This window comes from Baekduia sp. Peel2402 (assembly GCF_052567285.1).
On the sequence record NZ_CP199582.1, the window covers coordinates 1956016 to 1976167 of the forward strand.

21 protein-coding genes are annotated in these 20152 nt (G+C 71.1%); 5 read left to right on the forward strand and 16 right to left on the reverse strand.

Annotated elements, in window-relative coordinates; translation table 11 throughout:
• The first annotated feature begins 103 nt into the window (after positions 1-103).
• Positions 104-1780, forward strand: a complete 1677-nt coding sequence (locus ACT01A_RS09545) for a S8 family peptidase (RefSeq protein WP_445152012.1) — start codon at positions 104-106, stop codon at positions 1778-1780.
• A 7-nt stretch (positions 1781-1787) separates the two neighbouring features.
• Here ACT01A_RS09545 and ACT01A_RS09550 read toward each other — a convergent pair whose 3' ends face one another.
• Positions 1788-2108, reverse strand: coding sequence for a Rieske (2Fe-2S) protein (locus ACT01A_RS09550; protein ID WP_445152013.1), 321 nt, complete (start codon positions 2106-2108; stop codon positions 1788-1790).
• 59 nt (positions 2109-2167) lie between these two features.
• Between ACT01A_RS09550 and typA the strand changes: the two genes are divergently transcribed.
• Positions 2168-4030: a translational GTPase TypA gene (typA, locus tag ACT01A_RS09555; protein ID WP_445152014.1), complete on the forward strand. Its 1863-nt coding sequence runs from the start codon at positions 2168-2170 to the stop codon at positions 4028-4030.
• Positions 4031-4042: 12 nt separating this feature from the next.
• Here typA and ACT01A_RS09560 read toward each other — a convergent pair whose 3' ends face one another.
• The 9 genes from ACT01A_RS09560 to ACT01A_RS09600 all read right to left on the reverse strand — a co-directional run bounded on the left by ACT01A_RS09560 (position 4043) and on the right by ACT01A_RS09600 (position 11670).
• Entirely contained in the window at positions 4043-4543 is a 501-nt protein-coding gene (locus ACT01A_RS09560; protein ID WP_445152015.1) for a cupin domain-containing protein, read from the reverse strand.
• 49 nt (positions 4544-4592) lie between these two features.
• The gene (locus ACT01A_RS09565; protein WP_445152016.1) at positions 4593-5882 is read right to left on the reverse strand and encodes a type II toxin-antitoxin system HipA family toxin; all 1290 of its coding nucleotides are present in this window, start codon (positions 5880-5882) and stop codon (positions 4593-4595) included.
• Positions 5869-6102, reverse strand: coding sequence for a helix-turn-helix domain-containing protein (locus ACT01A_RS09570; protein ID WP_445152017.1), 234 nt, complete (start codon positions 6100-6102; stop codon positions 5869-5871). Before ACT01A_RS09570 ends, ACT01A_RS09565 begins: the two co-directional genes overlap by 14 nt.
• Positions 6103-6256: 154 nt before the next feature.
• Positions 6257-6685 carry an iron-sulfur cluster assembly scaffold protein gene (locus ACT01A_RS09575; RefSeq protein WP_445152018.1) on the reverse strand — a complete coding sequence of 143 codons (429 nt, stop codon included), beginning with the start codon at positions 6683-6685 and terminating at the stop codon, positions 6257-6259.
• Between the two features lie 18 nt (positions 6686-6703).
• The gene (locus tag ACT01A_RS09580; protein ID WP_445152019.1) at positions 6704-7918 is read right to left on the reverse strand and encodes an aminotransferase class V-fold PLP-dependent enzyme; all 1215 of its coding nucleotides are present in this window, start codon (positions 7916-7918) and stop codon (positions 6704-6706) included.
• A gap of 17 nt (positions 7919-7935) precedes the next feature.
• Positions 7936-8706 carry a Fe-S cluster assembly ATPase SufC gene (gene sufC / locus ACT01A_RS09585; RefSeq protein ID WP_445152020.1) on the reverse strand — a complete coding sequence of 257 codons (771 nt, stop codon included), beginning with the start codon at positions 8704-8706 and terminating at the stop codon, positions 7936-7938.
• Positions 8707-8737: 31 nt separating this feature from the next.
• Positions 8738-9247 (reverse strand): RrF2 family transcriptional regulator, encoded by a 510-nt coding sequence (locus ACT01A_RS09590; protein ID WP_445152021.1) that lies wholly within the window; start codon positions 9245-9247, stop codon positions 8738-8740.
• Positions 9248-9300: 53 nt separating this feature from the next.
• Positions 9301-9924 (reverse strand): LysE family translocator, encoded by a 624-nt coding sequence (locus tag ACT01A_RS09595; RefSeq protein ID WP_445152022.1) that lies wholly within the window; start codon positions 9922-9924, stop codon positions 9301-9303.
• A 12-nt stretch (positions 9925-9936) separates the two neighbouring features.
• Positions 9937-11670 (reverse strand): hypothetical protein, encoded by a 1734-nt coding sequence (locus ACT01A_RS09600; RefSeq protein WP_445152023.1) that lies wholly within the window; start codon positions 11668-11670, stop codon positions 9937-9939.
• Between the two features lie 78 nt (positions 11671-11748).
• On the opposite strand from ACT01A_RS09600, the gene ACT01A_RS09605 reads away from it, so the two are divergent.
• Entirely contained in the window at positions 11749-12561 is an 813-nt protein-coding gene (locus ACT01A_RS09605) for a hypothetical protein (protein ID WP_445152024.1), read from the forward strand.
• 12 nt (positions 12562-12573) lie between these two features.
• A complete protein-coding gene (locus ACT01A_RS09610; protein ID WP_445152025.1) occupies positions 12574-12747 on the forward strand; it encodes a hypothetical protein in 174 nt (57 codons plus the stop codon).
• A 15-nt stretch (positions 12748-12762) separates the two neighbouring features.
• Here ACT01A_RS09610 and ACT01A_RS09615 read toward each other — a convergent pair whose 3' ends face one another.
• The 3 genes from ACT01A_RS09615 to ACT01A_RS09625 are packed head-to-tail and all read right to left on the reverse strand — an operon-like array spanning position 12763 to position 15410.
• Positions 12763-13935 carry an NAD(P)/FAD-dependent oxidoreductase gene (locus ACT01A_RS09615; protein WP_445152026.1) on the reverse strand — a complete coding sequence of 391 codons (1173 nt, stop codon included), beginning with the start codon at positions 13933-13935 and terminating at the stop codon, positions 12763-12765.
• Positions 13936-13962: 27 nt separating this feature from the next.
• Positions 13963-14460 carry a cysteine dioxygenase gene (locus ACT01A_RS09620; RefSeq protein ID WP_445152027.1) on the reverse strand — a complete coding sequence of 166 codons (498 nt, stop codon included), beginning with the start codon at positions 14458-14460 and terminating at the stop codon, positions 13963-13965.
• Positions 14457-15410: an amidohydrolase gene (locus tag ACT01A_RS09625; RefSeq protein WP_445152028.1), complete on the reverse strand. Its 954-nt coding sequence runs from the start codon at positions 15408-15410 to the stop codon at positions 14457-14459. The genes ACT01A_RS09620 and ACT01A_RS09625 overlap by 4 nt, the downstream gene beginning before the upstream one ends.
• Positions 15411-15526: 116 nt before the next feature.
• On the opposite strand from ACT01A_RS09625, the gene ACT01A_RS09630 reads away from it, so the two are divergent.
• Entirely contained in the window at positions 15527-17020 is a 1494-nt protein-coding gene (locus tag ACT01A_RS09630; RefSeq protein ID WP_445152029.1) for a S1 family serine peptidase, read from the forward strand.
• A gap of 6 nt (positions 17021-17026) precedes the next feature.
• On the opposite strand, the gene ACT01A_RS09635 is transcribed toward ACT01A_RS09630, so the two are convergent.
• From ACT01A_RS09635 to ACT01A_RS09645, 3 genes are read right to left on the reverse strand one after another with little or no spacing between them, the layout of a single operon-like run.
• Positions 17027-18229 carry a glycosyltransferase family 4 protein gene (locus tag ACT01A_RS09635; RefSeq protein ID WP_445152030.1) on the reverse strand — a complete coding sequence of 401 codons (1203 nt, stop codon included), beginning with the start codon at positions 18227-18229 and terminating at the stop codon, positions 17027-17029.
• A gap of 59 nt (positions 18230-18288) precedes the next feature.
• Positions 18289-19119: a hypothetical protein gene (locus ACT01A_RS09640; protein WP_445152031.1), complete on the reverse strand. Its 831-nt coding sequence runs from the start codon at positions 19117-19119 to the stop codon at positions 18289-18291.
• Positions 19120-19165: 46 nt separating this feature from the next.
• Positions 19166-20050, reverse strand: coding sequence for a LysR family transcriptional regulator (locus ACT01A_RS09645; RefSeq protein ID WP_445152032.1), 885 nt, complete (start codon positions 20048-20050; stop codon positions 19166-19168).
• Positions 20051-20152 lie beyond the last annotated feature (102 nt).

Consider the following 20152-nt stretch of genomic DNA (forward strand, 5'->3'; position numbering starts at 1 on the left):
GACCTCCCTCCGGCGGCACCTAGGTCGTGGGGTACGCGGAAATGCGTACCGGGGCAGGACGTTCACCCGCTGAAGTCTCCGCACCGGCTTACGGTGCCTCGCCATGCGCCCTTCTGCCGTCGCCCTGCTGTTGACCGCGTCGCTCGTGGCCGTCGCACCAGCGTCCGCCGCCACCGTGGCCCCTGGCGCGGCTCCGGACGCCGCACCCGAGCTGTCGTCGCCAACGGTCCTCGTCAAGACCTCCTCCGAAGAGGTCGCCGAGGCCGTCGCGCGCCGCCACGACCTGACCGTCTCCCGCGGCTTCCCGTGGATCGGCTGGTACGAGCTGGCCACCGCTCCGGGCACCACGGACGCCGGCGCCGCCCGGACCGCGCTGGCTCAGGACCCGGACGTCAAGGGCACGGACGCGATGACCTCCGACGAGGACGTCGTCCTGGCCTACCAGCCGAAGGACCCGATCTGGAACGGCGGCACGCTGGCCACCGGCGAGCAGCTGCCGTGGCACCTGTCCAAGACCAACCTCCCAGCCGCGTGGGACCGCACGACCGGCGCGGGCGCCCAGATCGGGATCATCGACTCGGAGTTCGACACCCAGCACCCCGACCTGCAGGCGAAGGTCCGCAATCCCTACAACACGGCCAGCGGCACGCCGAACTACCACACGGGCAACGTGCGGGCTGCCGACTCCGACAGCCCCAACGTCCTGCACGGCACGCACGTCGCGGGCATCGCGGCGGCCTCGACCGACAACGGCCTCGGCACCTCCGGCGCCGGCTTCGACGCGACGTTCGTCCCGGTCCGGATCAGCACGTCGTTCACGCCCGGCGGCGGCAACCCGGTCGACGCGCAGTTCGTCGGCGACCTCACCGAAGCGCTGGGTTACATGGCCACCCAGAGCGTCGGCGTCGTGAACATGTCGCTGGGCACGACGCGCAACCACCCGCCGCTGGAGGCCGCGATCGCCCAGCTGCGCGCCAAGGGCGTCACGATCGTCGCCTCGGCCGGCAACTTCCAGGAGTCCAACCCCAACGCGCCGATCTACCCGGCCTCCTACAACGGCGTCATCGCGGTGGCCAACACGCAGAACAACGACACGGTCGCGCCGTCGTCGTCGAACGGCAACTGGGTCGACATCGCCGCGCCGGGCACGAACATCCTGTCGACGTGGGACACCCGCAACTCGCAGGGCAGCTTTCCCAACAACGACGTCGGCTACAACGTCATCAGCGGCACGTCGATGGCCTCGCCGCTGGTCACGGGCATCGTCGCGCTGATGAAGGCGGTCCGCCCGGACCTGTCGCCCGACGAGGTCGAGACGATCCTCAAGGGCACGGCGCGCGACCTCGGCTCGCCGGGCGCCGACCCGCAGTTCGGCGCGGGCCTGATCAACGCCGCGGCGGCGGTCAACGCGGCCGCGTCTTACGTGCGTCCCGCCCCGCCCGCTCCGGCGCCGGTCCCGGTCCCGGTCCCGGCCGCGCCGCCCGCCGACACGCTCGCGCCGAAGGTCTCGATCAAGGGCCTGGTGACCGTCGCCGGCCGCAGCGTGACCGTGCGCTTCGCGTGCGCCGAGGCCTGCAAGGGCACCGCGCGGCTGCGGTCGACCAAGCGCAAGCTGCTGGCGTCTAAGTCCTTCACCGGCAAGGCGGGCAAGTCCGTGACCGTGCGCCTGAAGACCAAGAAGAAGCTGAAGGCGCGGTCGACGGTGATCGTCGAGATCGCGGCGCGCGACGCCGCCGGGAACCTGGCGACGAAGGCGGAGCGCCGCAAGCTGCGCAAGTGAGCCGACGCTAGTCGACCTCGACGCGGATGACCCCGTCGTCGCCCACGGCGACGGGGAAGACTTCGATCGGCTCGTAAGCCGGGAGCGTGATCGGCTTGCCGCTGGTGAGGTCGAACAGCGAGCCGTGCCGCGGGCACTCCAGCGTGCACTTGGCCTGGTCCAACTCGCCCTCCGCGAGCGGCCCGTCGTCGTGCGAGCAACGGTCCTCGATGGCGTACAACGTGCCCGCGCAGTTGACGACCGCGATCTCCAGGTCCTCGTGCTCGAAGACCTTCATCGCACCGGGCGGAAGCTCGCTCAGCGGACAGACGTCAACGGTGTCGGCCATGGGACGGACAGTACGCGAGCAGTCTGTTCTAGGCCCGACCCCCTACCCTCCCCTGCCGCATGCCCGCCTCCGCCACCAAGAACACCGCTACCCGCGAAGACCTCCGCAACGTCGCGATCATCGCCCACGTCGACCACGGCAAGACGACGCTGGTCGACGCCATGCTGCGCCAGTCCGGCGCTTTCCGAGAGGGCGCGGCGCTCACCGACCGGGTGATGGACTCCATGGACCAGGAGCGCGAGCGCGGGATCACGATCCTCGCCAAGAACACCGCGGTCCAGTACGGCGAGACCAAGCTGAACATCATCGACACGCCCGGCCACGCGGACTTCGGCGGCGAGGTCGAGCGCGGGTTGACGATGGTCGACGGCGTGCTGCTGCTCGTCGACGCGTCCGAGGGCCCGCTGCCGCAGACGCGCTTCGTGCTGCGCAAGGCGCTGGAAGGCAAGTTGCCGGTCGTGCTGGTCGTCAACAAGATCGACCGGCCGGACGCGCGCATCGACGAGGTCGTCCACGAGGTCGAGGAGCTGTTCCTCGACCTCGACGCCGACGAGGACCAGCTCGAGTTCCCGATCGTCTTCACCAACGCGAAGGCCGGCACGGCCTCGCTGGACCAGACGACCCCGGGCGAGTCCTTGAAGCCGCTGCTGGACCTGTTGGTGGAGACGGTGCCGCCGCCGTCCTATGACCCGGAGCATCCCGCGCAGGCGCTGGTCACCAACCTCGACGCCGATCCCTACCTCGGCCGTCTCGCGATCTGCCGCGTGCGCCAGGGCACGATCCGCAAGGGCGACATCGGCTGGTGCCGCCACGACGGCGAGACCGTCGTGCGCGCGAAGATCGGCGAGCTGTACGTCACCGACGGCCTGCACCGCGTCTCCGTCGAGGAGGCGGGCCCGGGCGAGATCTGCGCCGTCGCCGGCATCCCCGAGGTCACGATCGGTGAGACGCTCGCCGACGTCGACGACCCGCGCCCGCTGCCGGTCATCCACGTCGACGACCCGTCGATCGGCGTGACGATCGCGACCTCCACGTCGCCGTTCGCCGGCCGTGATGGCAACAAGCTGACCGCGCGACAGATCCAGGCGCGCCTGGACCAGGAGCTGATCGGCAACGTGTCGATCCGCGTCGTGCCGACCGAGCGCCCGGACGCCTGGGAGGTCCAGGGCCGCGGCGAGCTGCAGCTGGCCGTCCTGGTGGAGACGATGCGCCGCGAGGGCTTCGAGCTGCTCGTCGGCCAGCCGCGCGTGGTCACGCGCGAGATCGACGGCACCGTGCACGAGCCGATGGAGCGCATGTCGATCGACGTGCCCGAGGACTACGTGGGCGCCGTCACCCAGATGCTCGCGCTGCGCAAGGGGCGCATGGAGCAGATGTCCAACCACGGCACCGGCTGGGTTCGCATGGACTACCGCGTGCCGGCTCGTGGCCTGATCGGCTTCCGGACCGAGTTCCTGACCGAGACGCGCGGGACGGGGATTGCCCACAGCGTGTCCGATGGCATGGAGCCGTGGCACGGCGAGCTGCGCACGCGGCCGAACGGCGCGTTGGTCGCCGACCGCCAGGGCGCGGTCACCTCGTACTCCTGCTTCCAGCTCCAGGAGCGCGGCACGCTGTTCGTCGCGCCCGGCGACGAGGTCTACAACGGCATGGTCGTTGGCGAGAACGCGCGCGCCGAGGACCTGGACGTGAACATCGTCCGCGAGAAGCACCTGACCAACGTGCGGTCGGCGACCGCCGACGAGCTCGAGCGCCTGGTGCCGGCGCGCATCCTGTCGCTGGACCAGGCGATGGAGTGGCTGCGCGAGGACGAGTGCGTCGAGGTGACGCCCAAGGCCGTGCGCATCCGCAAGTGGCTGCTGGACTCCAACGAGCGCACGAAGGCCGCCCGCCGCGCCAAGGCCGGCGCGGCGCCGCGCTAGGGCCGGCGCGGGCTACTTGTAGCCCTTGATCCGCGCCGCCGTGCCGAGCACGGCGAGCGCGGTGCGCTCCAGCGGCGCGGGGATCGCGAGCTGGAACTCCGCTCGGTGGCGCTGGAGGATCGGCGCCACCGCGACCGGCGTCAGCACCCCGCCCTTCCCGGTCGGCCGCACACGCCGCGCCGCATCCATCGCCCGCCAGAAGTCGAGCGTGCGCTGGGCGGGCACGGTCTGCCACGTGGCTCTCGCGGTCGTCGCGCCGGAGTTCCACATCCGGTGCGCGGTGCCCTTCGGGATCTCCAGCGTGTCGCCGGTCTCGAGCGTTCGCTGGTCGCCATCGAGCTCCACCGTCAACTGACCTTCGAGGATCGTGAACGTCTCGTCCTGGCTCGGGTGCAAATGCGCCGGCGGCGCCTTCGCCCCGGCGTCCCAGGACGCCTCGACCTCCAACAGCTCATACGTGTCGACCGTGACGGTCAGCGTCTCGTGGCCGGTCAGCTGCAAGGTCTCGGGCATCGTCCCGCGATCCTTCCAGCGGCGCAGGGCGAGCGCGGTGGTGCTGGCTCTACCTCCGTCGGGCGGCAGGCGAGGTGGCGAGCTCGCGGAGGATCTCGGCGCGCTGGTCGATGAGCTCGATGACGCGTTCAAGAACAGGGGCGTCCCAGCCGTCCGCCTTGAAGGCATCGCGCACCTCTCGACCAACGCGCGGGGCGGCCTCGGCGTGCCCGAGTAGCCGGCGGCGAGCGGCAGCCGCGCCGAGACCGGCGTCGGCGAGCAGGCGGTCCAGGTGGCGCGGGGCGAGGTAGTCGGGGCGGTACTCGCCGCCGATGCTCATCGCCATCTTGCGCGAGAGGTTGTGCTTGCGGTGGTAGGCGAACGTGCTCAGGACGTCGTAGGCGGGCGCGAGGACCGCGCTGGCGTCCTCAGGCAGGTAGAGCAAGGAGTAGTTCTTGCCGTGGGCGTCGTGATTGCCGACCAGGAAGCTGAGCGCGATGGCGTCGAGGAGCTTGACGATCTCGCGGGCGGGAACGGCGGCGGCTGAGCGCAGCAGCGCAAAGCAGTCGGCCAGCGACGGGCCGCCCTCGGCCTGGTATTTGCGTTGGGTCGGGATCCCGAAGGCCTGGCAGAAGTCCTCCTGGTGCAGACGCAGGACGCCGGTCTCGTCGTCGCGGCGGTCGTAGCGCGTGACCAGGAGGAACTCACGGCCTCTGACCCGGCGAGGCGTCGCGGTCGCCACGTCGAGGCCTAGCGCTCGCCCGAAGCCGAGGCAGAACCCCTCGTTGACCACGGTGTCGTCAAGGCGCGCGATAGGGGTCTTGAGGATGTGCGTGGACGGCGTCTGCCCTTTGGTGAGACCGACGCGCCCGTCCCTGTCGACGATGACCGGCAGCTTGTCCTGGGCGCCGGCCAGCGAGAGGCGGTACCCACCGTCCTCGTCGGCGTGCATCGGACGGGTCGGCAGCTCGTCGATGAGACGTGTGAGCGCGTCGTCGTCGAGCCATTCGATCTCGCCGGTCGAGGCCCCGGGCGGCTCACCGGGCGGCTGCAGGCTGATGGCCCCCGCCGTGTCGCCGGCGACCGCCGACAGCAGGGCGAAGTCGTTCGCGCCGCTGACGCCGAGCCGGCGGGCGAGGAGATCCCGAGGAACGCTCTCCGGGAGCAAGCCGCCGAAGAACGCCCCGACGGCCTCGCTCGAGAACGCGCCGTCAAGCGGAAGGGACTGAGATAGCGGCGGCATGCCGCTGTCGACCCAGGACTCGGCGTAGGCGAAACCCGGCGTGAGGCTGCCGTCCACCAGCATCCCGGCGAGACGACCGAAGCACCAGACCTCGAGCGTTCGCTCAGCCTCCGGCATCGGGGTCCTCGAGCTCGAGCCGGACGCCGAGCGCGGTGATCACGCGAAGCGTCTCCTCCAAGCGGACTGACGCTTTCCCCCGCTCGAGCTCGCTGAGGAAGCGGATGCCGACCCCCGCCGCCAGCGCGACGTCTTCGAGACGAAGCCCGCGCGCCTTGCGGGCAGCGCGGAGGGCGGTGCCGAGGTCGTCGGCTGTGCGGATTGCGTGGGTCTGTGACATTGTCCCGATCGGGATATCGAGAGAAGTCTGCCTATGTCATTGGCAGATATTGTCCCGATCGGGAATTCTAGCAGGATTTGAGCGCAGAACTGCGAAATTATCCCGATCGGGATTGTTAGACCTGTGATGGAAGGCGCGCGCGGCGCGCGGCGCGCTACAGCCGGTTCGGGTCCGCCGGCGCTTCGGCGGCTGGCGTCTCCGGCTCCCAGTCGACCTCGTGGCCGAGGCCGGCGGACTTCAGGACCTTCAGCGACAGCAAGGCGCACTTCATGCGGGTGGCCGAGATGTCGATGCCGAGGAGGTCGAGGATGAAGGAGCGGTCGAGCTTGAGGAGCTCTTCGACGGGCATGCCGACGATCTCGTCGGAGGCCATGGAGGCGCTCGCTTGGGAGATCGCGCAGCCGTGGCCGTCGAAGCGGATCTCCTCCACCTTGCCGTCGTCGCCGACCTTCAACATCACCTTGAGTTGGTCGCCGCAGAGCGGGTTGTGGTCTTCTGCTTCGAGGTCCGGAGACTCCATCGGACCCCAGTTGTGGGGCCGCTTGTAGTGCTGGAGGATCTCCTCGCGGTACAGGTCGTCCATGGCGAAAGCCTCCCGGCGTCAGGCGAAGATGCGGCGTACTTCGGCGAGGCCGTCGACGAGCTGGTCGACTTCCTCGCGGGTGGTGTGGACGGCGAACGACGCGCGCGTCGTCGCCGACTCGCCCAGGTGCTGCATGAGCGGCTGGGCGCAGTGGTGGCCGGCGCGAACGCAGACGCCGCGGCGGCCGAGGATCTCGGAGACGTCGTGCGGGTGCACGCCCTTTAACGCGAAGGACACCAGCGCGCCGCGCTGCTCGACGTCGCGCGGGCCGTGGATCGTCACGTCCTCCTCGGCGCCGAGGCGCTCCAGCGCGTACGCGGTCAGCTCCAGCTCGTGAGCGCGGACGCTCTCCATGCCCAGATCACCGACGAGCCAGTCGATCGCGGCACCAAGGCCAATAACTTCTGCGATCGCCGACGTCCCCGCCTCGAAGCGCGATGGCGGCGCGGCCCACTTCACGTCGTCGAAGGACACCGACGAGATCATGTGCCCGCCGCCGATCAACGGCTCGGTGTCCAACAGCACGTCACGGCGTCCGTGCAGGACGCCGACGCCCGTCGGCCCGTAGGCCTTGTGGCCGGTCCAGGCGTAGAAGTCGGCGTCGATCGCACCGAGGTCGACCGGGATCTGCGGCACGGCCTGCGAGCCGTCGACCACCGTGACGACGCCGTGCTCGCGGGCCTCGCGGACGATGTCAGCTGCCGGCGTGATCGTGCCGACCACGTTGGAGACGTGCGCGAACGCGAGCACCTTGGCGCCCGGCAAAAGCCGCGTCAGAGCCTCTCGATCGAGCAGGCCGTCGCCGTCCAGCGGCACCTCGACCAGCTCCGCCCCGACCTCGCGCGCCAGCATCCACCACGGCACGAAGTTCGAGTGGTGCTCCATGCGCGTGACCAGGATCCGGTCGCCCGCGCCGACGTGCTTGCGGCCCCACCCGTGCGCGGCCACGTTCAGCGCCTCGGAGGCGTTGCGCGTGAAGACCGTGTCCCGCGCCGCCCAGTTCAGGGCGCGCGCGATGCGCGTGCGCGCCCCCTCGAACAGGTCGGTCGCCTCGACGGCCAGCGGATAGGTCCCGCGGTGCACCGAGGCGCGATGGTGACGGTAGTACTCGTCCATCGCCGCCAAGACGACGTCCGGCGTCTGCGACGTCGCGGCGCTGTCGAGGTAGGCGACGCCCTCACGCGCGAGCGTGGGGAACTGCGAGCGAACGTCGAGCGAGGTGGTGGCGGCCATGGTCGAGGGCGAAGGGCTTAGGCGCCGACGCCCGCCTCTTCCTTGATGTTGGCGTAGCCCTCGGCCTCGAGCTGGGTGACGAGCTCCGGCCCGCCCTCCTTGATGATCCGGCCGTTGAACATGATCGACACGCGCTCCGGCTGCACGAGGTGCAGGATGCGCTGGTAGTGGGTGATGATCAACACCCCCATGTCGCTGCCCTTGGCAATCGTGTTGACCCCGTTGGCCACCACGTTCAAAGCATCGATGTCGAGGCCGGAGTCGGTCTCGTCGAGGATCGCCATCGCCGGCTGCTGGAGCGCGAGCTGAAGCGTCTCCAGGCGCTTCTTCTCGCCACCGGAGAAGCCGTCGTTGAGGTAGCGGCCGACGAACTCGCGCGGGACGTTGGTCAGCTCCATGGCCTCTTCAACCGTCTTGCGGAAGTCCTTGAGGGAGATCTCGGCCTCGCCGCGAGCCTCGCGGTGGGCGTTCAAGACCATGCGCAGGTACTTGGTGATCGTCACGCCCGGGATCGCGACCGGGTACTGGAAGGCCATGAACAAGCCGGCGCGAGCGCGCTCGTCCGGATCGGCCTCCGTGATGTCCTCGCCCTTGAAGAGGATCTGGCCCTCGGTGACCTCGAGGCCCGGGTGGCCCATGATCGCGTTGGCGAGGGTCGACTTGCCGGACCCGTTGGGGCCCATCAGCGCGTGGATCTCACCCTTGTTGACGGTGAGGTCCAGGCCCTTGAGGATCTGCTTCTCCCCGGCCTGGACGTGGAGGTTGCGGATCTCGAGCTCGGGAGCCATGAAGTTCAACTAGTCCTTGGTTCTTTCGCGGCTAGGCGACGGCGGCGGCCTTGGCCACCGCGTCGGCGGTCTGGTTCTGGGTCGGGCGGTTGGAGAAGGCGACCAGCTCGGCGAGCGTGGTCTGGGCGAGCGCCTTGACGACGCCGCCCTGGACCCGGGTCCAGAGCAGCTTGGTCGCGCACCCGTGGCCGGCGTCGGCCTCGTGGTTGCAGACCACGCGGCCGTGCGAGGACTGACCGTCCTCGGCCACGAAGCACGTCATCGGGGCGACACCGCCCTCCAGGGCGAGGACGACCTCGTCCATGTGGATCTCGGCGGGCTGACGCGTGAGGCGGTAGCCGCCGTGCGCGCCGCGCGTGGCCTCGACGAGGCCGGCCTTCTTCAACAGGGCGACGATCCGCTCGAGGTAGGCGAGGGGCAGGGCCTCCGCTTCGGCGATCGCCTTGAGCGACACCGGAGTCGGAGCGCCGGCGCCGTCGTGCTGGCGACCCAGCTCGACGAGGAGCCGCACGCCGTACTCCGCCTTGGTCGTGAAGATCATCGACCCTAATCCTACCGCAGAGGTCGGAGAAGGCGGCCTCCGGGCGCCGCGCGTCAGGCTTCGCGCGCCGCGCGGACCCCGAGGATCCCGCCGAAGACCAGCAGGCCGATCCCCGAGCCGACATCCACGAACGCCAGCAGCCGGTCGCCGACGCGCGAGCGGATCGCGGCCATCGTCAGCGAGAGCGTGGTGAACCAGGTCAGCGTGCCGGCGCCGACGCCCAGGCAGAGCAGCAGCGTGTCGGACGTGCCGTCGACCGACGAAGCCGTGGACGCCGCCGCGAACACCGCGGCCCAGGACAGGATCGTCGACGGGTTCGACGCGGTCGCCGCCAGCGACGTCAGGAACGCGCGCCCCGGCGTGCCGACCTCCTCGACCGACTCGCCGCCCAGCCGCACGCGGAACGCCGACCACAGCGTCCGGGCGCCGAGCAGGATCAGCACGCCCGCGCCGACGAGGCCCAGCGCGAGCCGCAGCGCGTCGATCTCCAAGAGCTGTCCCGCGCCGAGCGCACCTAGAAGCGCGTACGTCGCGTCCACCACCGCCGCGCCCGCGCCGATCGCGATGCCCGTGCCCACCGCGCCCCGCAGCACCGTGCGGATGCACAGCAGCGAGATCGGGCCGATCGCCGCGGCCACGACGAAGCCGAGGCCGAATCCGAGGGCGAGCAGGTGCATCGCGGCAGTGTTTCAGACGGCTGTGGCCTCGCCTACGGGTGCTGTCTCGACGCTCTCGGCGTCCCCTGGGCCGCGCCGACGCCGTCGCGCCCGGACCGCGAACGCCACCGCGTTGGCCGCCAGCCCCGCGAGCCCGAGGAACGACAGCCAGCGCCCGATGACGAACGCCGGCGGTCGCTTGGCCGCGACGGTCAGCGTCGGCGCCTCGACCTGCACGATCGCGCGCCCGCCGGTGCTGATGCCCACAAAGCGCCCGCCGGACAGGTCGAGCAGCTTCCACAGCCCGGCGACGTTCGTCACGACCGACGAGCCCGGCGGCGCGGGCGCGCGCGCCGTGACGCGTCCGTGGCCAGCGGCCTCCGGGTCGAACGCCATGTACGGCAGCTTCGCCGGGTCTTCGAGGTAGGGCTCGTTGGCCTGCGCGTAGTCCCAGATGCCGATGGAGAGCTCATCGCCGGTGTAGTAGGCGGGGAAGCCCTTCCACTCCTCGTAGGTCGCGGGGTCGCGGTGCACGTCGGACTGCCAGACCGCGCCCGCCACCGAGACGACCGCGATGATCGCCAGCGCCGCACCCAAGCCGGCTCGCGCCCGTGCCGGCACCGAAGCGCCCTTCAGCAGCACCAGCCCGGCCAGGACCCCGCCGCTGACCATCAGGTTGATGTAGCTCTCCAACCTGTAGGAGAACTGCATCATCACGAACGGCCCGTGCAGGACTCCTACCTGGGTCATCGCGAGCAGCACGATCGCCCCGACCACCACAAGAGCCCCCAGGGCGCGCAGCCACGGGTCGCGCAGGCGCGGCCGGGCGAGCGCGACGACGACTAGCGTCCACCCCATCGCCAGGACCGGCAGCGCGAAGGCCTCGTGCGGCACCTTCGGCTCGACCGTCCCGCGGCTGAGCGTGAGCAAGTGCTTCAGGTCGACGTTGGGCCGGGTGTCGTGCAGGAACTTCTCCCACTGCCAGCGCAGGTGGGCGATGCTGGTGTCGGGCCCGTAGACGAGGTCCGGGATCAAGAACCAGGCGTTGACGAGCACCGCGGGCACCGCGATCGCCAGCACGCGCAGGACGCCCGCGCGGGTGACCATCGCCCGCGCCTCGGGAACCGCGAGCAGCAACGCCGCCCCGGTTAGCAGCAGCACCACTGAGCCGCACAGCAGCGTCAGGTTGTGGCTGCCGGTGAAGACCAGGGCGCTCCCGCCCAGCGCGAGCGCGGGCCCCGCGCGCAGGCGGTCGGCGCGCAGGACGCTCAGGCCCGACGCGGCCAGCAGCGGCAGCATCGCCACCGCGACGTGCTCCGGCCAGTCGCCGCGCACGTACAGCAGGGTCATCGCGTAGGCGGTCGTGACGAACACCAGGCCCGGCGCGTGGGCCGCGAGCCCCCGCAGCCCGGCCTGGCGGGCCAACCACCACCAGCCGCCGTAGGAGGCGGCAGAGGCCAGGAGGAAGCTGAAGATGTAGGCGTGCCGCGTCGAGCCGCCGATCAGCGCCAGCGCGCCCGTCAACACGTACAACGTCCCGCCGTAGAAGGCGTAGAACGCGGAGAAGAGCCCCGAGTCGTTGTGCAGCCACAGCGACGGCCCACCATCGCGCAGCGCCTCGCCCTGATGCAGGACGTACCAGTAGTGCGTGTAGAAGTCGACCCCGCGATCGGAGCCGCCGAAGATCAGCGGCCGCGCGAGCAGCACGATCAAGGCGGTCGCGCCGACCGCCTCGACAACCCATGAGAGACGCCGACCGGTGGGCATCCGCGCGACCGTACCGGCGGGTAAGGCGGCGCGTTCGAACAGGCCTTGACGCCTGGCAATGCGGCAGACTCCCCAGCCGTGCCGGTCCGACGTACGCTCGCCGCCCTCGCCGTCGTCGGCGCGGCGATCCTCCCCACCACCGTTCACGCCCAGAGCGAGGCCGAGCCGCCGGACACCAACCCGTGCAACGACGCGGTCCTGCAGCTCGTCTGCCCGGACCTGCGGATGGCGCCGCCGACGGACCTGCGCGTGCGCAAGGTCGGCAAGGTCGTGCGGCTGCTGGCGACCAACCGGATCGTCAACGTCGGCAAGGGGCCGCTGGAGCTGCGCGCGCAGCACACGGGCAACCCGAAGACGTCGGGGTACCGGTTCGCGGAGGCCACGCAGGTGATCCGCAACCGCGCGGGCGTCCCGGTCTTCTTCCCGATGGCCGGCTGGGTGTACTGGAAGGCGATCCCCCGCCAGGGCCACTACTGGAAGTACTGGCGCGCGGCGCGCTTTGAGCTCTGGACGCTGAACGCCGACGGGACGCGCAACAAGCTCCAGCGGACGGGGCCGAAGCTGTCGTACTGCTTCCGCGACCTCAAGCGCGTGCGCGGCTGGAAGCGGTCGCCGAAGAAGCGGATCTACCCCGCCTGCTCACAGACGTTCGGGCGCAAGGAGCTGCGGCTGGGCGTGTCGCCGGGATGGGCGGACATCTACCCGTCGACCTACCACGAGAACTGGATCTCGGTGACCGGCCTGCGCGGCTGCTTTGCGTTCGTGCACCGCGCGGACCCGCTCGGCGACCTCGTAGAAGAGCACGAGGACAACAACATCGGCGAGCGGATCATCCGCCTCCCGCCGCGCAAGGGGAGCGTCGCGCCGCGCGGCTGCCCCTCTGCGAGGTAGGATTCGCAGCGCATGTCGCTCGTCATCGCCCTCAGCGCCTTCAAGGCCACGTTCGGCCTCGTCGTCGTCTTCTTCGTGCTGTTCCCGGTGCTTCTGCACGGGCTCATCGGCTACGCGCTCGCCGCGTCCGCGGGTGAGCACCAGGAGAACCTGGAGCTCATCGAAGGCGACGACTCCGCGGCCTAGCCCGCCGCGCCGAAGCTACCCCGCGATCTGGGCGCGTGCCGCGTCGAGGTCGCCGTATCCGTTGGCGCTCAGGTACGCGACCACGTCGCCGTTGAGGCGGTAGGTGATCGCGAACTGGCCTGACGCGACGTCGCCGTCGATCGTCTCGTCGTCCCAGCCGGACGGCGCTGGCCCGACGTACTCGATCGAAGCCCAGTTGGCGAGGTCGCTGAAGAAGTACGGGACCTCGTCGTGGGGCTTGCCGGCGCCGAGCATGTTGCGGGCGACCGTGCGACCGTGGGCGGCGGCGACCTCCTCGTGCTCGATCCGGACCACGCGACCGTGGACGACCGAGTCGTACTCGGCGATGTCGCCGGCGACGTAGAGACCGGGCGCGCCCTTGGCCTGGAGCTGCGCGTCCGCCTCCACCCCACCGTGCGAGCCGATCGTGAGGCCGGACTTGCGGGCGAGCATGACGTCGGGCTGGGCACCGACGCCGATGACGACGACCTGCGCGGGGAGCGTGTCGCCGCCGGCCAGGACGACCCGCGCGATGCGATCGCCGTCGCCTTCGCCCTCGAAGCGCTCGACCTCGGTGCTCGCGCGGACGGTGACGCCGTGTGCCTCCAAGACCGAGCGCACCCACGCGCCCGCCGCCAGGCCGAACGCGCGTTCCATCGGCTCCTCCTCGAGCAGCACGACCGTGACCTGCTTGCCGAGCTTGGTCAGCGTGGCGGCCGACTCGCAGCCGATGTAGGAGCCGCCGACGCAGACGACCTGCTGGGCGTCCTCGGCGTCCTTGCGCAGCGTGTCGGCGTTGCCGAGCGCGCGCAGGTAGTGCAGGCCGTCGAGCTGTGCCCCGTCGACCTGCAGCCGCCGGACCATCGCGCCGGTCGCGATCAGCGCGGTGTCGTAGGAGACCGTCTCCTTCGTCGACAGCGTCGCGGTCTTGTTGTCCGTGTCGAGCGTCATGACCGAGGTGCGTGTCAGCACCTCGACGTCGTCGGGCAACTCGATCAAGGCATCGTCCTTGCCTTCGTCGCCACCCAGGTAGCCCTTGGTGATCGGCGGCCGGTGGTAGGGCGGATCGAGCTCGCGCCCGACGAGCAGGATCGTCCCGGTGGCACCCTCGTCGCGCAGCGCTTGAGCGCACGCCGCGGAGGCGATGCCGCCGCCGATGAGGAGGTGATCGACGTGTCGGTCGGCCATGGGCCGCAGTCAACCACGTCGTGGCCGCTAGTGGGTCGGCGCGACCAGCTCCTGCTCGGCGGAGATCGAGCGGCGCGCGAGGCGGCCGTCTTCGAGGACCTCGTAGGCGCCCATGCGACGCAGCGGCGGCGAGTAGAGGTGGATGGTGACCGCAGGGTCGTCGCCGAGGTGCAGGACGCGGTGGATGTCGGTGGCGTCGAAGGAGAAGACGGCGCCGGGGCCGACTTCGCGCACGGCGGGATCGCCGCCGAGCGCGAGGGTCTCCTCGCGGACGTGGCCGGCCGCGACGCCGACGGCACCGTGGGAGTCGTCGTGGTCGTGGAAGCCGGTGTCGTTGCCGTCGTTCCAGCAGATCAGCCAGGCCTCGAGGTGGTCGTCCTTCTCGAGCAGGTGGTAGGTCCGCAGTCCGCTCGGGTCGTGGCGGATGTGCTCCTCCCACTCCTCGCGGCGGCTGAGGATGTCGACGGCGGCCAGCTCCAGCTCGGCGCGGGACAGGTCGCGATCGTGGTGCGGTCGACGGATCATGTGGGGACGCTCCTCCCGTGCAGCAGCCGGTGGACGTTGGTGGTGGACATCAGCGCGTCGGCGTCCTTGCCGAGCGGTGGGTGCAACGGCGGGTCGACGACGGGACGGTCAGAGCCCGTCACCAGCTGGTCGACCCCGACGACGCCGGCCATCGCCGCGATCGCGCGCGGGCCGTAGGACGACGTGTCGTAGAAGAGGTTGGCGTTGTTGATGGCCTCGGCCGGACCGCCGCGCAACGACAGGCGCTCGGCGTGCAGCGGCGCCAGGCCGGCGAGCATCGCGAAGCAGACGCGCAGCGTCGGGTGCGACGGCAGGCCCCAGCCGAGGAACGCGTGCCAGGCCAGGTGGACGTCGCTGACGTAGGTGGTCAGCGCGGGCCACCAGGCGGCGTCGCCGTCGTCGCGTGCGGCCGCAGGCGGGCCAATCGGCCCCGGATGGACGAAGAGCGGCGCGTCGCGGGCGGCGAGCGCGGCCAGCACCGGCCCGGCGGCCTCGACCAAAGACGGCGAGGCCAGCGCCGCCGCCGGCAGCGAGATCCCAACCGCGCCGCGATCGAGCAGCGCGTCGACGTCGCCCGGCACCGCGCCGTGGACCGGCAGCGCGCCCCACACCCCAAACACGTCGCCGGCCGCGAAGACGCCGTCGTGCCAGGCGTCGAGCAGCGGGCGCGACTGATCCTCGTCCAGCGCTTCCACCCCCAGCGGCGTCGACATGCACAACAACGCGCGATCGAGCCCGGTCGCGCGCAGCCCCGCCGCCCGGACGACCGGGTCGTGGGTCGCGGTCCCGAACGGGCTGTCGGGCTCGCCGGGCACCGAGATGACCCAGCCGCGCCCGTCACGCCGGACCGCGGGGGCGTCCGAGCGCGCGGCCAGCGCGGCGACGAACCCCTCAGGCCAGAGGTGCTGGTGGACGTCTGTGGCGACCATGGTGTTCTGGTGATCGGCCATCTGAGCCAATTCTACACAATCTCAGTCGAGATTCCTCGATTTGTCCGTGAACAGCCGCGGCCAAAACCCCGCATCCAGCGCTCAAGTTCTCGGTCCTCCGTGCCGTTGCAAGGGACATGCGACGTGCCCTCGCCGCGTTCTTCGCGCTGCTTGCGACCACCGGCCTCGCTGTCTCAACGACGGCGAGCGCCAAGCCGATCCAGCACGTCGTCGGCGGCACCACCGCCGCGAGCAGCGCCGACGCCCCGTGGCAGGCGCTCGTCCTCCCGCCCGGTCACCTCTGCGGCGGCTCGATCCTCGACGCCACCCACGTCGTCACCGCCGCCCATTGCGTCTACGACGAGGACACCGGCGTCATCACCTCGCCGAGCGCGCTCACCGTCCGCGCCGGCATCACCAGCCGCTTCAGCGCCGGCCAGCACCCCGCGGTCGTCGGCGTGACGCTCAACCCCGCCTACAACCCCTACGAGGCGACCGGCGACGCCGCGATCCTCACGCTCCAGGCGCCGGGCTTCACGCTCAACGGCACGACCGTCGCCGCGATCCCGCTGGCCGACGCCTCCACGGTCTTCGACGCCACGACCAACCTGCGCCTCAGCGGCTGGGGCTCGACCGCCCAGCGCTCGCCCAACGACACCACCATGGGCACGGCCGCCAACGACCTCCAGGTCGCCAACGGCCTGCACACGTCGACCACGTGCGCCACGGTCTACGCGCCGTTTGACGCCGACCAGCTCCTCTGCGCCGGCCAGGAGAACAAGGACGCCTGCCAGGGCGACTCCGGCGGACCGCTCGCCGTCCCGACCGGCGGCGCCACCTTCGCGCTGGCCGGGATCGTCAGCGGCGGTGCCGGCTGCGCCTGGCCTGGCTACCCCGGCTACTACGCGCGCGTCGCCAACACCCAACTGCACGCCTTCCTCGCCCAGCGCGGCGTCGGCTACGCGGTATCTGACCCGGTCAACACCTCGGCGCCGGAGCTCACCGGCACGCCGACGCCCGGCAACCGCCTGTTCTGCGAGCTCGGAGGGTGGAGCAACGCGCTCAACTACGACGTCGAGTTCCGCGCCAACGGCACGCCGATCGCCTACGGATCGACGACGCTGACGATCCCCGCCGCGCTCCTCGGCGCCTCGGTCACCTGCGTCGTGACCGCCTACGGCCTGTCCGGAACCGCCGAGGCGACCTCGGCGCCGGTCACGATCGCCGCCGCGACGCCTTCAGGCCCGACGGTCGTGGTCGTCCCGCCGCGCACCACCACGCCGACGATCGCCACGACCGCCGACACCGTCGCCCCGCGCGCCAAGGTCATCAAGTCGAAGTGCTCGCGTACGGTCTGCCGCCTGGACGTGACCGCGATCGAGCCGCTGCCGAGCTCCGGCCTGAAGACGATCACCGGCAGGGTGACCACCACCTACAAGGTGCGCTGCGGCAAGCGCCGCTGCGCGAAGACCAAGACCCAGAAGCTGAAGACGCAGATGATCGGCCCGGCGGTCTACCGCCTCACGACGCCGGCGCTGCGCCTGGGCAAGCACGTGTTCTCGCTGGTCGCGACCGACCTGGCCGGCAACCGCCAGGTCAAGGCCACCACCTTCACCAAGACCACGCGGTAGACGGTGCTAGGCGACGGGCACGCCGCGCAGCAGCGACCGGTACGCCGCGTGCGTCTGGCGCGCAACGTCAGACCAGTCGAAGCGCAGCACGTGCTCGGAGGCCTCGGCGATGAGCCGGTCGCGCAGCGCGTCGTCGGTCAGCACGCGCTCCATGTGGCGACCGAGCGACTTGGGGTCTTTGCTCTGGAAGCGCAGCCCAACGCGCTCGTTGGGCACGACCTCGCGCAGCCCGCCGGTGTCGGCGACGATGCACGGGCACCCGCTCGCCATCGCCTCTAGCGCCACCAGCCCGAACGGCTCGTAGATCGACGGGACCACGGTCAGGTCCGCGATCCGGTAGAGCGAGTGCAGGACGTCGTCGCCGATCCACCCCATGAACGTGCCGTGGTCGGTCAGCCCGAGCCGGCGCGCCTGGTCCTTCAGCTCCCACTCGTGCGTGCCGGACCCCGCCACCAGGAAGCGGACGCCGCCGACGCGGGCGATCACGCCGTCCTTGCCGGCCAGCGCCTCCAGCGCGTGCTGGAAGCCTTTCTCATACACCAACCGCCCGACCAACAGCACCAACTTCTCGTCGGGCTTGGCGAACTTCGCGCGCAGCGCGTCGAGGTCTTGTACGGGTTGCAGGTCGCCGGGGTCGATCCCGTTGGGCGCGACGACGACGCGGTCCTCGGCGATCCCGAAGACGTCGGAGACGTGCCCGCGCATGTAGTGCGAGCAGACGAGCACCTGGTCGGCGACGTGCACCATCCAGCGCTCGGTGCGGTGGATGTCGGACTGCGGCGGCTTGTGGACCCAGCCCTGGTGGCGCCCGTGCTCGGTCGCGTGCACCGTGGTGACGAACGGGATCTGGGCGCGATCGGCCAATCGCTTGGCGGCGACCGCGACGAGCCAGTCGTGTCCGTGGACGAGGTCGAAGTCGTGCTCGGCGACCAGCTCGGCCCCACGCTCGAGCAGGTCGTGGTTCATCCGCCCGACCCACTGCACGAACTCCGGCAGCGCGGTCGGGTAGTGGGGCTCGCGCACGCGGTGGACGTGCACGCCGTGGCGGATCTCGTCCAATGGCCCGCGCTCGCCCGCGCGGGTGAGGACGTGAACCTCCATGTCCTCGTCGGCGACCAGCGCCTCGCTCAGCTTGCGGACAGCCCGCGCCAGCCCGCCTTCGACGATCGGCGGGTACTCCCAGGAGACGACGAGGACACGCAACGGCACCTGCCGCACAGGCTACTTGGCCGACTGGCCAGGATGCGAGCTCGTGCGGACCGCCGCGTTCAGCGCTTGACGAAGAGCGTCTGCCCCGCGCGGACGAGCTTCGTCGCGCCGGTCGCGCGGCTCTTGACCGACACCGCGCCCTCAAGGACCGTCGTGCGCGTGCCGTCGCAGGTATCGGTGGTCAGCCAGCGCGTGCCGCGGACGGTCGCGACCGAGCCGCCGCCGCGCGTCTCGAAGCTCCCGTTGCTGTCCTGGCCCCAGAGCTTGCGGATCGGCTTGCGCGCCTTCTTCTTGGTGGCCTTGGCCGCGCGCGAGACGTAGCCCGAGGTCCGGCACCCCGCCCAGTCGCCGCCCGCCAGCACGATCTGCGTCAGCCCCTTGCGGTCCTTGGGCTGGCGGACCTCGAAGACGCCACCGGAGAATCGGCCGGTCTGCGTGTGCCCGGCGGCGTCCAGCGCGCTGCGCAGCTCGACCTCGCCATCGCGGGTGTCGATGCGCGTGCCGGTCGGCAGCGTGGCCGCGGACGTCAGCGCGACCGACCCGCCGCCAGGGACGCGGACCGTGACCGTGCCGGAGACCGTGGCGAGCGCGACGGTCTGGCCGAGCGTGGGCGGCGGCGCGGCGTCGGTGGACGTGGACGTGGCAGGGGCGACGGCCGGCGCGGGCGCGGGCGCGGCGGCCGGGGCCGGCTGCGTGGTGCTCGCGGGTGCGGTGGTGCTCGGCGGGACCGCGGTCGTCGCGGGCGCAGCGGTGGACGCGCCACCGGGATGCGGATGCGGGTGGGGGTGCCGGTGGCCCTGCGCGACGGTGGGCGCGACCGCGGCGAGCAGGACGATCAACAGCGGGCCGATGAGCGAGCGGGCGCGGGTTAAAACAGCGTTAGGGAACACGACCGCACCATGATGGGCATGCGCCATCTCGGGCTGGACGTCTGTTTCAGCGCGTGGCGGCCTTCAGCTCGTCCAAGAAGGCCGCAACGGCCGGACGATGTTCGGCACCGGACCGCACGACCGCCAGGACCTGGCGCGAGAGCGGCGGATCGAGCGGGCGCAGCGTCACCGATGGCGGGCACTGGTCGTGGGCGATCTCCGGGATCATCGCGATCCCGACGCCCTCCGCGACCAGCGCGGCGACCACGGCGAAGTCGTTGCTGAAGGCCACGATCCGCGGCTCGTGACCGGCGGCGTGGCAGGCGTGCAAGACGACCTCGTGGCAGCTCGTCCCCGGGTGGCCGGCGATCCACGGGCGACCGACGAGCGCGGCGAACGACGCCGGCGCGTCCTCGTGGCCCGGCCCGGTCGCCAGGTGCAGCGGGTCGTCGAACAGCTCGACGACTCCGAAGGCCGGACCGAACTCGCGCGGCACGTACGGAAAGCGCTGGGCGATGACGACGTCCAGCTCGCCGAGGCGCAGCATCGGCACGGAGTCTTGGGGCTCGGCGTCGCGCACATGGACGTCGAGGCGCTCGTGACCCAGCATCGCGGCCGTCACACGCGGCAGGATCGAGCGGGCGAAGGACGAGAACGCGGCGACCCGCAGCGTGCCCGTGACCTCCGAGGACGCCGCCTCCAGCTCGGCCTCCGCGGCCTCCAGCTGGGCCAGCACCGCGTCGGCGTGGACGACCAGCGTGCGGCCCGCGTCGGTCAGCGTCAGCCGCCGGCCCTCGCGCTCCAGCAGCGCCACACCCGCCTCGCGCTCCAGCGCGGAGAGCTGCTGGGAGACCGCCGAGGGCGTGAACGCGAGCGCCTCCGCGGTCGCCGCGACCGTCCCGCGCTCGGCCAGCTCACGGAGCACCTTCAGTCGTTTCACATCCAGCGGCATGAAGCACAGCTTACGGCCGCGCCAAGCAACCATCGCTGGTGCTAAACGATTGACGCCGCCAAGATCCACCGATCGCACGAAACCCGCGATATGCGCGGGTTG